At 68.1% G+C, this 13,131-nt stretch carries 14 protein-coding genes; all 14 read left to right on the top strand.

Annotation, left to right across the window (positions count from 1 at the left end; translation table 11 throughout):
* Positions 1 to 31: 31 nt before the first annotated feature.
* The 14 genes from ACFWZU_RS06845 (at position 32) to ACFWZU_RS06780 (ending at position 13,086) form a co-directional block, all read left to right on the top strand.
* Positions 32 to 568, top strand: coding sequence for a MarR family winged helix-turn-helix transcriptional regulator (locus ACFWZU_RS06845; RefSeq protein WP_439700660.1), 537 nt, complete (start codon positions 32 to 34; stop codon positions 566 to 568).
* Positions 565 to 2,040: an efflux transporter outer membrane subunit gene (locus ACFWZU_RS06840; protein WP_439700659.1), complete on the top strand. Its 1,476-nt coding sequence runs from the start codon at positions 565 to 567 to the stop codon at positions 2,038 to 2,040. The genes ACFWZU_RS06845 and ACFWZU_RS06840 overlap by 4 nt, the downstream gene beginning before the upstream one ends.
* The gene (locus ACFWZU_RS06835) at positions 2,027 to 3,223 is read left to right on the top strand and encodes an HlyD family secretion protein (protein ID WP_439700658.1); all 1,197 of its coding nucleotides are present in this window, start codon (positions 2,027 to 2,029) and stop codon (positions 3,221 to 3,223) included. Before ACFWZU_RS06840 ends, ACFWZU_RS06835 begins: the two co-directional genes overlap by 14 nt.
* Before the next feature lie 17 nt (positions 3,224 to 3,240).
* The gene (locus ACFWZU_RS06830; protein ID WP_439700657.1) at positions 3,241 to 4,797 is read left to right on the top strand and encodes a DHA2 family efflux MFS transporter permease subunit; all 1,557 of its coding nucleotides are present in this window, start codon (positions 3,241 to 3,243) and stop codon (positions 4,795 to 4,797) included.
* An 88-nt stretch (positions 4,798 to 4,885) separates the two neighbouring features.
* The gene (gene phaR, locus ACFWZU_RS06825) at positions 4,886 to 5,362 is read left to right on the top strand and encodes a polyhydroxyalkanoate synthesis repressor PhaR (RefSeq protein ID WP_439700656.1); all 477 of its coding nucleotides are present in this window, start codon (positions 4,886 to 4,888) and stop codon (positions 5,360 to 5,362) included.
* A gap of 283 nt (positions 5,363 to 5,645) precedes the next feature.
* Positions 5,646 to 7,046, top strand: a complete 1,401-nt coding sequence (locus ACFWZU_RS06820) for an FAD-dependent oxidoreductase (protein ID WP_439700655.1) — start codon at positions 5,646 to 5,648, stop codon at positions 7,044 to 7,046.
* The gene (locus ACFWZU_RS06815; protein ID WP_439700654.1) at positions 7,039 to 7,443 is read left to right on the top strand and encodes a DUF3293 domain-containing protein; all 405 of its coding nucleotides are present in this window, start codon (positions 7,039 to 7,041) and stop codon (positions 7,441 to 7,443) included. The genes ACFWZU_RS06820 and ACFWZU_RS06815 overlap by 8 nt, the downstream gene beginning before the upstream one ends.
* A gap of 282 nt (positions 7,444 to 7,725) precedes the next feature.
* Positions 7,726 to 8,358 carry a cytochrome c biogenesis heme-transporting ATPase CcmA gene (gene ccmA, locus ACFWZU_RS06810; RefSeq protein ID WP_439700653.1) on the top strand — a complete coding sequence of 211 codons (633 nt, stop codon included), beginning with the start codon at positions 7,726 to 7,728 and terminating at the stop codon, positions 8,356 to 8,358.
* A 108-nt stretch (positions 8,359 to 8,466) separates the two neighbouring features.
* Positions 8,467 to 9,153 carry a heme exporter protein CcmB gene (gene ccmB / locus ACFWZU_RS06805; protein WP_439700652.1) on the top strand — a complete coding sequence of 229 codons (687 nt, stop codon included), beginning with the start codon at positions 8,467 to 8,469 and terminating at the stop codon, positions 9,151 to 9,153.
* 4 nt (positions 9,154 to 9,157) lie between these two features.
* Positions 9,158 to 9,928, top strand: coding sequence for a heme ABC transporter permease (locus tag ACFWZU_RS06800; protein ID WP_439700651.1), 771 nt, complete (start codon positions 9,158 to 9,160; stop codon positions 9,926 to 9,928).
* Positions 9,925 to 10,119, top strand: a complete 195-nt coding sequence (gene ccmD / locus ACFWZU_RS06795) for a heme exporter protein CcmD (protein ID WP_439700650.1) — start codon at positions 9,925 to 9,927, stop codon at positions 10,117 to 10,119. Before ACFWZU_RS06800 ends, ccmD begins: the two co-directional genes overlap by 4 nt.
* Positions 10,116 to 10,574, top strand: coding sequence for a cytochrome c maturation protein CcmE (gene ccmE, locus ACFWZU_RS06790; protein ID WP_439700649.1), 459 nt, complete (start codon positions 10,116 to 10,118; stop codon positions 10,572 to 10,574). The genes ccmD and ccmE overlap by 4 nt, the downstream gene beginning before the upstream one ends.
* Positions 10,571 to 12,547, top strand: coding sequence for a heme lyase CcmF/NrfE family subunit (locus ACFWZU_RS06785; RefSeq protein ID WP_439700648.1), 1,977 nt, complete (start codon positions 10,571 to 10,573; stop codon positions 12,545 to 12,547). Before ccmE ends, ACFWZU_RS06785 begins: the two co-directional genes overlap by 4 nt.
* Entirely contained in the window at positions 12,544 to 13,086 is a 543-nt protein-coding gene (locus ACFWZU_RS06780) for a DsbE family thiol:disulfide interchange protein (protein ID WP_439700647.1), read from the top strand. Before ACFWZU_RS06785 ends, ACFWZU_RS06780 begins: the two co-directional genes overlap by 4 nt.
* Positions 13,087 to 13,131: the final 45 nt, after the last annotated feature.

Raw genomic sequence — 13,131 nt, 5'->3', positions numbered from 1 at the left:
TTTGTTCACTGGTGAAATATGAGCTGGTGAAATGGCGCGCCTGAGCGATTGCATCCTGATGATGGACGAGGGGATTGGCCGCGTGAGCCAGGTGATCCCCGACATGCCCGCCACCGAAGCCCGCCTCACCCGCCTGCTGTTGATGGTCGGCCACGCGTTCGACGAGGCAGTGGAAGAGGCGCTCAAGCCGCACAAGGTCAACCACAGCGACTTCCTCACGCTGATGATCCTCTACAGCCGACCGGACGGCAGCTCCACGCCGGGCGAGCTGTGCGAGTACACCTCGCAGGGCGCCACCAACATGACGCGCATCGCCAACGCGCTGGTCAAGCGCGGGCTGATCACGCGCGGTGCCAGCGAGGAAGATCGCCGCCGCGTGGTGATCCGCATCACCGCGGCCGGGCGTCGCTTCGTGCAGAAGCTGCTGCCGCCCCTGTTCCCCCGCGTGAGCGCGGCATTCGCCGGTTTCAACGACGCGGACAAGCGCAGTTTCGGCCGCCTGCTGCGCAAGCTCGCCGACAACCTCGACCAACTGGACGAGGCCACCTCCCCGAAGGACGCTTCATGAAACCTGCCCTGCTCCGCCTTCGCCCCGCGCTGGCCGCGGCAATCGCGCTGGCACTGGTCGCATGCGCCACGCCGCCGGTGAAGCTGTCCCCGCCGCAGCTTCGGGACGACGTGCCGCTTGCCGGCCTGGAAACGGCCGCGCGGGCCGGCTGGCCCAACGCACAATGGTGGCGCGCCTACGACGATCCGCAGCTCGACGAGCTGATGGACCGGGCCCTGCGCCAGGCGCCGGATCTCGCGCTGGCGCAGAGCCGCGTGCAGGGCGCCGAGCAGTCCGCCCGCCTGGCCGCTGCCCAGATGGGGCTGACGGTCAACGGCAACGTGCAGTACGCGCGCCAGCGCATGAGCGAACACGGCCTGATTCCTTCGCAGTTCCTTGGCTTCACCTGGTACAGCCAGGCCGATCTGGGCGTGCAGCTCAAGTACGACTTCGACTGGTGGGGCAAGAAACGCGCGACGGTCGAAGCGGCGCTGGACCAGGCGCATGCCGCCGAGGCCCAGCGCAGCGCGGCCGCACTGGCCCTCCAATATGCCGTTGCCAGCACCTACTTCGGCTGGCAGGCGGACCAGGCGCGGCTGGCGCTCGCCGACCAGTCGCTCGCCGCCGGCGGACAGTTGCTGCACATCGCCCAGCTGCGCGTACGCCAGGGCGTCGACCTGGCGGACACCGCCGAGCAGGCACAGGCGCAGTTGGCGCAGCTTCGGCAGATGCGCACCGCCATCGAGGGCTCGGCCAGGATCAACCGCGTGGTGCTCGCCTCGCTGCTCGGCGTATCGCCGTCTGAACTGCCGGAACTCAAGGCCAGTCCGCTGCCGACCGTCGCCCCCGGCCTGCCCGAGCACGCGAGCCTGGACCTGATCGCCCGACGCCCCGACATCGCCGCCAGCCGCTGGCAGGTCGAGGCCGCGCTCAAGCAGACCGACGTGGCGCGCGCGCAGTTCTTCCCGGACCTCAGCCTCACCGCGCTGGCCGGCCTTTCCAGCATCGACATGGGCAAGCTGTTCACGCCTGGCAGCCGCGTCTTCGCGGTGACGCCCGCGCTGCACCTTCCCATCTTCGAGGGCGGCGCGCTCGAGGCGAACTACGGTCTCAGTCGCGCGCAGCTCGACAGCGCGGTGGCGCAGTACCGCAGCACGGTGCTGGCAGCCGCACGCGACGTCGCCACCCAGGCGCTGGGGGCCGAGCAGTTGGCCGCGCAGCGCGAGCAGCAGCAGGCGCAACTGACCGCAGACGAGCGCCTGCTCGCCAACGCCCAGGCCCGCCTGCGCCAGGGCGTGCGCGATGGCCGCGAAAGCCTTGCCGCCGAACTCGTCCTGCTGCAGCAGCGCGACGCGCAGACCCAGCTCCGTGCACAGGCGCTGGCCACCGACCTGGCGCTGATCAAGGCGCTCGGCGGCGGCTATCGCAGCGAACCCCCTTCCGAAACCGCATCCAACTCCCCTTCCCCCGGAGCCGACCATGAGCGCCACTGAAGCCGACAAGTCCGCCGACAACGACAGCGGCCTGGCCGCCAAGAATCCGGCCAAGCGCAGGCGCGCACTGCTCATCGTCGCAGGCGTGTTCATCCTGATCGCGCTCGTCTGGCTGGTGTTGTGGCTGTTCGTGTTCTCGCATCGCGAGAAGACCGACAACGCCTACGTCGGCGGCAACCAGGTGACGATCTCTTCTCAGGTGCCCGGCACCGTGGTAGCGATCATGGCCGACGACACCCAGCGCGTGGAGGCCGGCCAGGTGCTGGTGAAGCTGGACCCGACCGACGCCCAGGTCCGTCTGGCTCAGGCACGCAGCGCGCTTGCCCAGGCGGTGCGTGGCGTGCGCCAGCAGACCAGCTCGGCCAGCGGCGCCGACGCGCAGGTCACCGCGCGCCGGCTGGAGCTGGACAAGCTCGAAGCCGACCTGAAGCGGCACCTGCCGCTGCTGACCGCGCACGCCGAATCGCCCGAGATCGTGCAGCACCTGCGCGACGGCGTGGCGCAGGCGCGCGCTGGCCTGGAAGCGGCCAAGGCGCAGGCCGCTGCCGCGCATGCCGCGGTCGAAGGCACCGACGTAGCCGAGAACCCGGCCGTACTGCAGGCCCGCGCCAACTTCCGCGCCGCCTGGATCGCCGCGCAGCGCAACGCGATCCTGGCGCCCGTGTCCGGCTACGTGGCCCAGCGCAGCGTGCAACTGGGCAACAGCATCGCGCCCGGCCAGCAACTGATGACGGTGGTGCCTCTGCATGACTTGTGGATCGACGCCAACTTCAAGGAGGGCCAGCTGCAGCACATCCGCATCGGCCAGCCGGCCACCATCGAGGCCGACGTCTACGGCGGCGACGTGGAATACCACGGCAAGGTCGTCGGCCTGGGCGCCGGCACCGGCAGCGCCTTCTCGCTGCTGCCGGCGCAGAACGCCACCGGCAACTGGATCAAGGTGGTGCAGCGCGTACCCGTGCGCATCGCGCTGGACAACCGGGAACTGGACAAGCACCCACTTCGCGTGGGCTTGTCGACCGACGTGACCGTGGACATCACGGACGATCGCGGCCCGGTGCTGGCACAGGCGCCGGCGCACCAGCCGGTCGCGCAAACGAGCGTGTATGACCGTCTGATGGGCAAGGCCGAGGACGAGGCCCAGCGCATCATCCAGGCCAACCTGCCCCGCGCCGCCAAATAACCTGAAGGCCCCTCCCCATGGCCGCCACGCCCAACGACACCCACACGCCGCTGCCGCCCCTGCATGGCGCGGCGCTGGTGCTGCTCACCATCGCCGTCGCGTTCAGCACCTTCATGGAAGTGCTGGACATGACCATCGTCAATGTGGCGGTACCGCACATCGCCGGCAGCCTGGGCGTGAGTCCGAGCGAAGGCACCTGGACGATCAGCTCCTACGCGCTGGCCAGCGCGATCATGCAGCCGTTGACCGGCTGGATCGCGCGACGGTTCGGCGAGGTACGCAGCTTCGTCGTATCGGTGCTGCTGTTCGTCACCTTCTCCATGGTCTGCGGCCTGGCCACTTCGATGCCGCTGCTGGTGATCGCCCGATTGTTGCAAGGTGCCGGTTCCGGCCCGATGGTGGCGCTGTCGCTCACCCTGCTGTTGTCGAGCTACCCGAAGGCCAAGCAGGGCATCGCGCTGGCGCTGTGGGCGATGACCGTGGTCGTGGCGCCGATCTTCGGCCCGATCCTTGGGGGCTGGCTGACCGATAACTTCTCCTGGCCGTGGATCTTCTACATCAATCTTCCGGTGGGCCTGGCCGCGGCGGTAATCACCTGGGGCCTGCTGCACAAGCGCGAGACCAAGACCGCCAAGACACCGATCGACGCCGTCGGCCTCGGGCTGCTGGTGGTCGGCGTGGGTGCGCTGCAGTTCATGCTGGACAACGGCAACGACAACGACTGGTTCGCCTCGCCGATGATCACCACGCTCGGCATCGTGGCGCTGGTCTGCCTGACGTTCCTGATCGTATGGGAGTTGCACGCGAAGCATCCGGTGGTGGAGCTGGCGCTCTTCAAGGAGCGCAACTTCACCGTGGGCGTGATCGCCCTGACGCTCGGCATGTTCGCGTTCTTCGGCATCAACGTGGTGTTCCCCCTGTGGCTGCAGGTGACGCTCAACTACACAGCCACCTGGGCAGGCCTGGCCACCGCGCCGGTGGGTGTACTGGCTTTCCTGATGGCGCCGATACTGGGTCGCAACCTGCACCGGCTCGAGTTGCGCGGCGTTGTGACGTTCTCGTTCATCGTGTTCGCCATCACCTCCTACTGGTTTTCCACCTTCAACAGCCTGGCCTCGTTCTCGTCGCTGGTGTGGCCGCGCTTCGTAATGGGCATCGCCATCCCCTGCTTCTTCATCCCGCTCAACCAGATCTACCTGTCCGGGTTGCCGCCGGAGCAGATCGCCAGCGCCACCGGCCTGTCCAACTTCTGCCGCACGATGGGCTCGAGCATGTCCACCGCGGTGACGGTGACGCTCTGGCAGCACCGGGGCGAGACGCACCACGCCACGCTGACCGAGAACATCGACGCGACGCACCAGGCTGCCACCGGCTTCCTCCAGCAGACATCGCACATGGGCCTGTCGCACACGCAGGGTCTGGGCCTGCTCAACCAGCTGGTCACCCGCGAGTCGCTGACCCTGGCGGTGAACGACGTCTTCCTCGCCTGCGCAGTGCTGTTCGTGCTGCTGATCCCGATCCTCTGGTTTGCCCGGCCGCCGTTCGGCAGCGCGGGGGGCGCCGTGGGCCATTGACGCGTAGCGGCATGGGTTTCTTTGCTGCACCGGCGGGTGCAGCATGGATGTCTGGTGCAGCGCAATACGTTCTGCTAGCGTGTGCCGCATGGCACAAAAACTGCGCATCATCAAGAAGTATCCGAACCGCCGGCTCTACGACACGGAGATCTCCAGCTACATCACGCTGGAAGAAGTCCGTCAGCTGGTACTGGACGGCGAAACCTTCGAGGTCCGCGATGCCAAGAGCGGCGAGGACCTGACCCGCTCGGTGCTGTTGCAGATCATCTCCGAGCACGAGGAGAAGGGACAGCCGATGCTGTCGCCGCAGCTGCTCAGCCAGATCATCCGCTTCTACGGCGATTCGTTGCAGGGGTTCATGGGTCCCTACCTGGAGCGCAGCCTGCAGGTGTTCCTCGACCAGCAGCAGCAGTTCCGCGCCCAGCTCAACAGCTTGATGGGGCAGACGCCCTGGTCGATGCTCAACGAGTTGACCGAGCGCAACCTGGACGCCTGGAAGTCGATGCAACGCGGCTTCCTCGACGCCGCCGCGCAGACGCCGCCGAACAAGACCCGCAAGGGCTGATCAGGTCTTATCAGCGACGCTCGTCCGTCAGGACGACCTTCGCCCGTTCTGCCTCCGGGGAGAAGGTTGGGATGAGGAGCCGGGGCTCGCGGGGAGCCGCTCCATAGCTGCCCGGCCGACAACTTCGTTCCGACCACTTCTCCGCAAGAACGGCCCCTCATCCCAGCCATCTCCCCGTGGGGATAGGGAGCCAGAGCCACGTCCAAGAAGGGAAAAGGCCGCAAGCATTGCAACCCCGCCCCGCTTGCGGAACAGTTCGGCGATGCGAAGCAACGGATCGCCCATGAGCAGCAAACCCTCCCTCACCCTGATCGGCGGCGGCCTGGTCGGCGCGCTGCTGGCCCAGCAATTGGCGCGGCGTGGCTTTGCCGTGGACGTGTTCGAAAAGCGTCCGGATCCACGCGTCGCCGGCTTTGCCGGTGGCCGGTCGATCAACCTGGCGCTGGCCGAGCGTGGCCTGCAGGCGTTGCGTAGCGCGGGCCTGGCCGAGGATGTGCTGCGGCATGCCGTGATGATGCGCGGCCGCATGGTGCACACCACCGACGGGCGCAGCGGACTGCAGCGCTATGGCGTAGACGACAGCGAGGTGATCTGGTCGGTTTCCCGCAGCGGCCTCAACATGCTGCTGCTGGATGCGGCCGAAGCAGCCGGCGTGCGCTTCCATTTCGGCCAGGGCCTGGTATCGGCCGACTTCAATGCCGGGCGCATGCGCGTGGCCGACCTCGACGGGATCGAGCGCGAACTCGACGCGCCCGTACTGATTGGCGCTGACGGCGCCGGCTCCAGCCTCCGCGCGGCGATGAACGCCCATCATCCGCTGGGCGAGCGCACCGAGTGGCTGGGACATGGCTACAAGGAACTGGAAATTCCACCCGCTTCCCGCTTGCCGCCGGCGCTGCTCCGGGACAGTGGCGGCCATGCTCAGTTCGCGATCGAACCCAACGCGCTGCACATCTGGCCCCGTGGCGGCTACATGTGCATCGCCCTGCCCAATACCGAGGGCAGCTTCACCGTCACGTTGTTCCTGCCTGCGCAGGGACCGCACCCGAGCTTCGCAACCCTCCCGGATGCGCGCGCGGCCGAGCAGTTCTTCCGGGACGACTTCGCCGACCTGCTGCCCCTGCTGCCCGGCTTTGCCGAGGACTTCGACGCGCACCCGGTGGGCACACTGGCCACGCTCTATCTCGATCGCTGGCACCTTGGCGGTCGCGCCTTGCTGGTGGGCGACGCCGCCCACGCCATCGTGCCCTTCCACGGCCAGGGCATGAACTGCGGTTTCGAGGACACCGTGGTGCTGGCCGGACTGCTCGACGGCAGCGAGCCGGCCGAGGCCTTCGCCCAGTTCCAGCGCATCCGCCAGCCGAATGCCGATGCGATCGCGGCGATGGCGCTGGAAAACTACGTGGAGATGCGCGACTCGGTCGCGGACCCGCGCTACCTGGCCAAACGCGAGCTTGGCGCGCGCCTGGCGGCGGCGGTGCCGGAACACTTCATGGCGCGCTACCGCATGGTCACCTTCACTCACCTGCCCTACGCCTACGCGCTCGAGCGCGGGCGGGCGCAGGACCTGCTGCTGGAGCAGTTGCTGCGCGACTCCAATGACGCGGCCTCGGTCGATCTGGACGCCGCCATCGCCACGCTCAAGGCCACGCTGCCGCCCCTGCCGCCACTGCGCCATGGATGAGGAGCTGCTGAAGGCCTACCGCCGCAGCGCCTACCGCGTGCGTCTGCGAACCGGCGGTGCCGCGATCATCCGGATCGGCGAGCCTCTGCCGGTAGCGTTGCGGGAAGTGGCCAGCAACCGCGATTGGGGATTCTTCACCGCCTGGAACCCGCGCTCCCGGCCGCAGCCGCCCGCGACCAACCGCGCGGCGCAACGGCGCCTGCTCGCCGATCTTCGGGCCGACGCCTCGCTCGACATTCATCCGGCGCTGGGCAAGGGAACCGATGGCTGGCGCGAACCGAGCTTCTGGATCGTGGGCATCGCCCCTCATGCACTGGAGCGGCTGGGCGACCGGTACGGACAGAATGCCTGGCTGGTCGGGCACGGCGCGGGGGCGGCGGAGTTGCGCTTGCGGTGAGGGGTTGGCTCCCAGCAAGGCTTCCCCCATCCGCCTGTCGGCACCTTCCCCCGCGTGCGGGGGAAGGCTCGGACGGGTGACATATCGGTCCTTCCCCGTTTCACGGGGGCGGCACCTTCCCCCGCGCACGGGGAAGGCTTGGAGGAGGCGGGATTCAAGCCTTCCCCCCACGCGGGGAAAGGTGCCCCGAAGGGCGGATGGGGAAGCCTTGCCGGAACCCCGCCCAGGTGCGCCCCCACACCGCATGGACAACCCGCGCACGCATTGCGGACAATTCCCCGGATGACTTCCTCCCACGCCATCCCGCTGCTTGAAGCGCGGGGCCTGTCCTTCCTGCGCGCCGACGAGCCGGTGTTCGGCCCGCTGGACTTCGCCTTGCATGCGGGCGAACTGGCACTGGTGGAGGGCGACAACGGCAGCGGCAAGACCACGCTGCTGCGGCTGCTGGCCGGATTGCTCCACGTCGGCGAAGGCGAGTTGAGGTGGCGCGGGGCGCGCTGGAACCGCGACGCGTGCGCCGGCGAGGTGCTGTTCCTTGGCCACCAGTTGGGCCTGAAGATGGACATGAGCCCTCGCGAGAACCTGCACATCGCCGCCGGGCTGCACGGCATGCGCGAGGGGCGCAGCGCCGCCTCCGTGCTGACCGAGGTCGGGCTGGCCGGCTACGAAGACGAACCGGTGCGTCGCCTGTCCGCGGGCCAGAAGAAGCGCGCCGCGCTGGCCCGGCTGTTGCTGCTGCCCGCCGTGCTGTGGCTGCTGGACGAACCGTACGCGAACCTCGACCGCGCGGGCATCGCGCTGGTCAACCGGCTGCTGGAGATGCACGTGATCGAGGGTGGTGCGGCGCTGGTGACCAGCCATGGGGCGGTGAGCTTCCATGGCGGCGAGCCCAAGCGGATCCGCATGCATGGCTGACGTGGCTCACCGCTGGTCGGCCGGGGAGTCTCGAACGAGGGGCATCCCCCTCTCCCCGAGCCTTTACCCCTGCCGGGCCGGGAGAGATCGCGTCTGGAGGGCCGCGGCGTGAGTCACGCTTCCGTTGCCCGCGCCTGTGCGGCGGTACTGCAGCGCGATCTCACGCTCGCCTGGCGGCGCCGCGGCGACATCGCCATGCCGGTGCTCTACGCATTGATCGTGGCCACGCTGTTCCCCTTCGCCCTGGGACCCGAAGACGCGCTGCTGCAACGCATCGCGGGCGGCGTCGTGCTGGTCACCGTGTTGCTGGCCATGTTGCTGGCGCTCGATGCCATGTTCCGGAGCGATATCGAGGACGGCTCACTCGAGCAACTTGTGCTCGCCCCACAGCCACTGGCGCTGATGCTCGGCATGAAGATCCTCGCGCACTGGCTCACTACCGCCCTGCCGCTGATCGTGATCGCACCTCTGCTGGCCGGCATGCTGCACCTGCCCGTGCCGGTGATGGGCGTGCTCATGCTGGCCCTGCTGCTGGCCACGCCGATGCTCAGCCTGCTCGGCGCCGTGCTGGTCGCGCTGACGGCCGGGACACGGCGCTCTGGTATGCTGCTCGCCCTGATGCTGCTGCCACTGTGCGTGCCGGTGGTCATCTTTGCCGCAGGTGCGGTCGCTGCCGCCCAACAGGGGTTACCGTGGGTGGCCCCGATCGCCTGGCTCGGCGCGGCGCTCGTCCTCGCCCTGGTGCTCGCACCGCTGGCCTGCGCCGCCGCCCTTCGCATTGCTTTGGACGCATAAGACCATGTCCAAGTGGATCCCCCTCTGGCTGCACAAGCTCGGCTCGCCGCCGATCTTCTACCGCTTCGCCGGCACGCTGCGGCCATGGTTCCTGGCGCTGGCGCTGATTGCCGGCGTGATCGGCCTGTACGGCGGCCTGGTGCTCGCCCCGGCCGACTACCAGCAGGGCGACGCCTACCGGATCATCTTCATCCACGTACCCAGCGCATGGATGGGGCTGTTCATCTACGGGGTCATGGCGGTCGCCTCGTTCATCGCGCTGGTCTGGCGGATCAAACTGGCAGAAGCCGTGGCGATGGAATCGGCGCCGATCGGCGCAGCCTTCACCTTCATCACCCTGGTTACCGGCTCCTTGTGGGGCAAGCCCATGTGGGGCACCTGGTGGACCTGGGATGCGCGGCTGACGTCCGAGCTGGTGCTGCTGTTTCTCTACCTGGGCGTGATCGGGCTGTACCACGCGTTCGAGGATCGCCGCCAGGGCGCTCGCGCCGCCGCGTTCCTGGCCATCATCGGCATCATCAACGTGCCGATCGTGCATTTCTCGGTGAACTGGTGGAACACGCTGCACCAGGGCTCGACCGTGCGCATCCTGGGTCCCTCCAAGATCAGCATGGACATGCTCTGGCCGCTGCTGACCATGATGGTTGCGACCAAGCTGTACTACGTCGCCAGCCTGTTCGGGCGCGTGCGCGCCGACCTGCTGGAACTGGAAGGCGGCAAGGAGTGGGTGCGCAGGATCGCCACCGGCGATAAGGCCACGGGAGGGCAGGCATGAGCCAGTTCCTCGCCATGGGCGGCTACGCCGCGTACGTGTGGCCGGCTTATGTCGTGTTTTTCCTCGTGCTGTTCGCTGATTTCATTTCCCCGCTGCTGCGCCGCCGCCGCAACCTGCGTGAACTTCGCGCGCGCCTGGCACGTCAAACGGCGCGCCAGCAACGTGCTGCCTCGCCCGCCGTGAATCCATGAACCCGACCCGCAAACGCCGCCTGATCATCGTCCTGCTCGTGCTCGCCGCCGCCGTGGTGGCGGTGGGGCTGACCGTGTTCGCCCTGCAGCAGAACATGAATTACCTGTTCACCCCGAGCCAGGTGCACGCCGGCCAGGCCGAGGCGTACAAGACCTTCCGCCTGGGCGGCATGGTCAAGGCCGGTTCGATCGAGCGCTCGGGCAATTCGCTGAAGGTCGATTTCACCGTCATCGACGCCGATGGTGCGCTTCCCGTCGAATACACCGGCATCCTTCCCGACCTCTTTCGGGACAACCAGTCGGTGATCGCCACGGGACACATGGCTGGCGACCATTTCGTCGCGACCGAAGTGCTCGCCAAGCACGACGAAACCTACATGCCCAAGGAACTGAAGGACGCCATGGAGAAGGCGCACCACGGCAAGGCCGTGGCCGCCAACGAGGCCCCGCAATGACTCCCGAACTCGGCCAGCTCGCCCTCATCCTCGCCATGCTGCTCGCCCTGGCGCAGGGCGTGCTGCCGCTGATCGGCGCCTGGCGGGGCAACCGTGCGTTGATGGCCGTGGCGCGTCCCGCCGCCGCAGGCCAGGCCGTGTTCGTGGCGATGGCGTTCGGCCTGCTGGTGTGGGCCTTCCTCACCTTCGACTTCTCGGTGCAATACGTCGCCGACAACTCGAACCTCGCCCTGCCCTGGTACTACCGCATCGCCGCGGTGTGGGGTGCGCACGAGGGCTCGATGCTGCTTTGGGTGATGATCCTCAACGTCTGGACGGTCGCGCTGGCCGCCTTCAGCCGACAGTTGCCCGAGGCATTTCTGGCGCGCGTACTGGGCGTGCTCGGCATCGTGGCGGTGGGCTTCCTGGCCTTCATCATCTTCACCTCCAATCCGTTCGCGCGCCTGTTGCCGATGCCGCCGGACGGCGGCGACCTGAACCCGGTACTGCAGGACCCGGGCATGACCTTCCACCCGCCCGTGCTCTACATGGGCTACGTGGGCTTCTCGGTCGCCTTCGCCTTCTCCATCGCTGCGCTGCTCGGCGGTGCACTGGAACAGGGGTGGGTGCGCTGGGCACGGCCGTGGACCAACGCGGCGTGGGGTTTCCTGACCTGCGGCATCGTTGCCGGCAGCTGGTGGGCCTATGCGGAGCTGGGCTGGGGCGGCTGGTGGTTCTGGGATCCGGTGGAGAACGCCAGCTTCATGCCGTGGCTGGTGGGCGTGGCGCTGATCCACGCGCAGGCGGTCACGGAAAAGCGCGGTTCGCTGCGCGCCTGGACCATCCTGCTGTCGATCTTCGCCTTCTCGCTGTCGCTGCTGGGCACGTTCCTGGTGCGCTCGGGCGTGCTGACCAGCGTGCACGCGTTCGCTTCCGACCCTCGCCGCGGCCTGTACATCCTGGCCTTCCTGGCGATCGTGATCGGCGGCTCGCTGCTGCTGTACGCGCTGCGGGCGCCCAAGGTGGCCGGTGGCAAGGCATTCGCCCTGCTTTCGCGCGAAACGGTGATCGTCATCGCCAACCTGATGTTCACCGTTGCCGCAGCCATGGTGCTGCTGGGCACGCTGTTTCCGCTGATCGGCGACGCGCTGCACCTGGGCAAGATTTCGGTCGGCCCGCCCTACTTCGGCTTCCTGTTCCCGCTGCTGATGCTCCCGGTAGTATTGCTGCTGCCGTTCGGGCCGTTCCTGCGCTGGGGCAAGAGCGACGCCGGTCCGCTCAAGAGCGTGCTGTTGCGGGTGGCCATCGCCGCAGTCGCCTGCGCCATCGTCGCCGCCTTCTTCGTGGATGGCCAGGCCAAGGCGATCGCCGGTGTAGCGGCCGCGGTGTGGTGCGGCGTCGGCACGCTGCTGTACGTCTACAAGCGCTGGCGCGAGATGCCGCGTGGGCGGCGGTATCCGGCCGAGATGGCCGGCATGCTGCTGGCGCACTTCGGTCTCGGCGTGTTCCTGGTGGGCGTGCTGCTGTCCGAGTCGCTGAGCGTCACCCGCGACGTGCGCATGGCACCGGGCGACACGCAGACCGTCGGCGCCTACACCTTCCGTTTCGATGGGGTGGACGCCACCCGCGGCCCGAACTGGCATGCCGAACAGGGCACGGTAACCGTGCTGCATGACGGCAAGACGATCGACGTGATGCACCCGCAAAAGCGCACCTACCCGCGCGGCCAGGTGCAGACCGAGTCGGCGATCGACCCCGGCGTCACCCGCGACCTTTACGTGGCCCTCGGCGAACCGATGGACCCCAACAACCTCGAAGGCGCCTGGGCGCTGCGCCTCTACGCCAAGCCCTTCGTGCGCTGGATATGGGCCGGCGGCCTGTTCATGATGCTGGGCGGCTTCGTGGCCGGTGCGGACAAGCGCTTCCGCGCCAGGCGATCGGCCGCCAAGGTCGCGGCCGAGCCGGTGCTGCCGGCGGAGGAATCGCGCGCATGAGCCGTTCGCTGCCGTTGATCGGCTTTCTCCTGCTGGTGGGCCTGTTCGGTTTCGGCATCTGGTGGAACACCCAGCACGATCCGCGCGAAGTGCCTTCGCCGCTGATCGGCAAGCCCGCGCCGGCGTTCTCGCTGCCGCTGCTGGACGATCCCGCCCGCACGGTCAGCAAGGCCTCGATGCTGGGCAAGCCCTATCTGGTCAACGTGTTCGCCAGCTGGTGCATCGCCTGCGGCGAGGAACACCCGGTATTGATGGCCGAAGGCCGCTCGCTGGGCGTGCCGCTGATCGGCTACGACTACAAGGACGCGCCCGAGGATGCCAAGGCCTGGCTTGCGCGGCACGGCAATCCGTACGACATGGTGATCGCCGACCAGCCCGGCCGCACTGCGATCGACTTTGGCGTGTACGGTGCCCCGGAGAGCTTCCTGATCGACGCCCGGGGCACGATCCGCTACAAGCACATCGGGCCGTTCACGCCTGAAGTGATTCAGCGAGAGCTCAAGCCGCTGATCGCACAGCTCAAGCAGGAGGCACCATGAACCACGGAGTCCCCTGTAGGAGCGCCCTTGGGCGCGACCATGCGG

The sequence above is a fragment of the Frateuria sp. GZRR33 genome, from assembly GCF_051900425.1.
Taxonomy (GTDB): Bacteria; Pseudomonadota; Gammaproteobacteria; order Xanthomonadales; family Rhodanobacteraceae; genus Frateuria_A.
This window is presented reverse-complemented; position numbering and strand designations above follow the sequence as displayed.

Coding starts and splice junctions, on each gene's coding strand:
- ACFWZU_RS06830 (WP_439700657.1), top strand. CDS start 3,241: ATGGCCGCCACGCCCAACGACACCCACACGCCGCTGCCGCCCCTGCAT.
- ACFWZU_RS06780 (WP_439700647.1), top strand. CDS start 12,544: ATGAGCCGTTCGCTGCCGTTGATCGGCTTTCTCCTGCTGGTGGGCCTG.
- ACFWZU_RS06800 (WP_439700651.1), top strand. CDS start 9,158: ATGTCCAAGTGGATCCCCCTCTGGCTGCACAAGCTCGGCTCGCCGCCG.
- ACFWZU_RS06840 (WP_439700659.1), top strand. CDS start 565: ATGAAACCTGCCCTGCTCCGCCTTCGCCCCGCGCTGGCCGCGGCAATC.
- phaR (WP_439700656.1), top strand. CDS start 4,886: ATGGCACAAAAACTGCGCATCATCAAGAAGTATCCGAACCGCCGGCTC.
- ccmD (WP_439700650.1), top strand. CDS start 9,925: ATGAGCCAGTTCCTCGCCATGGGCGGCTACGCCGCGTACGTGTGGCCG.
- ccmE (WP_439700649.1), top strand. CDS start 10,116: ATGAACCCGACCCGCAAACGCCGCCTGATCATCGTCCTGCTCGTGCTC.
- ACFWZU_RS06820 (WP_439700655.1), top strand. CDS start 5,646: ATGAGCAGCAAACCCTCCCTCACCCTGATCGGCGGCGGCCTGGTCGGC.
- ccmA (WP_439700653.1), top strand. CDS start 7,726: ATGACTTCCTCCCACGCCATCCCGCTGCTTGAAGCGCGGGGCCTGTCC.
- ACFWZU_RS06785 (WP_439700648.1), top strand. CDS start 10,571: ATGACTCCCGAACTCGGCCAGCTCGCCCTCATCCTCGCCATGCTGCTC.
- ACFWZU_RS06835 (WP_439700658.1), top strand. CDS start 2,027: ATGAGCGCCACTGAAGCCGACAAGTCCGCCGACAACGACAGCGGCCTG.
- ACFWZU_RS06815 (WP_439700654.1), top strand. CDS start 7,039: ATGGATGAGGAGCTGCTGAAGGCCTACCGCCGCAGCGCCTACCGCGTG.
- ACFWZU_RS06845 (WP_439700660.1), top strand. CDS start 32: ATGGCGCGCCTGAGCGATTGCATCCTGATGATGGACGAGGGGATTGGC.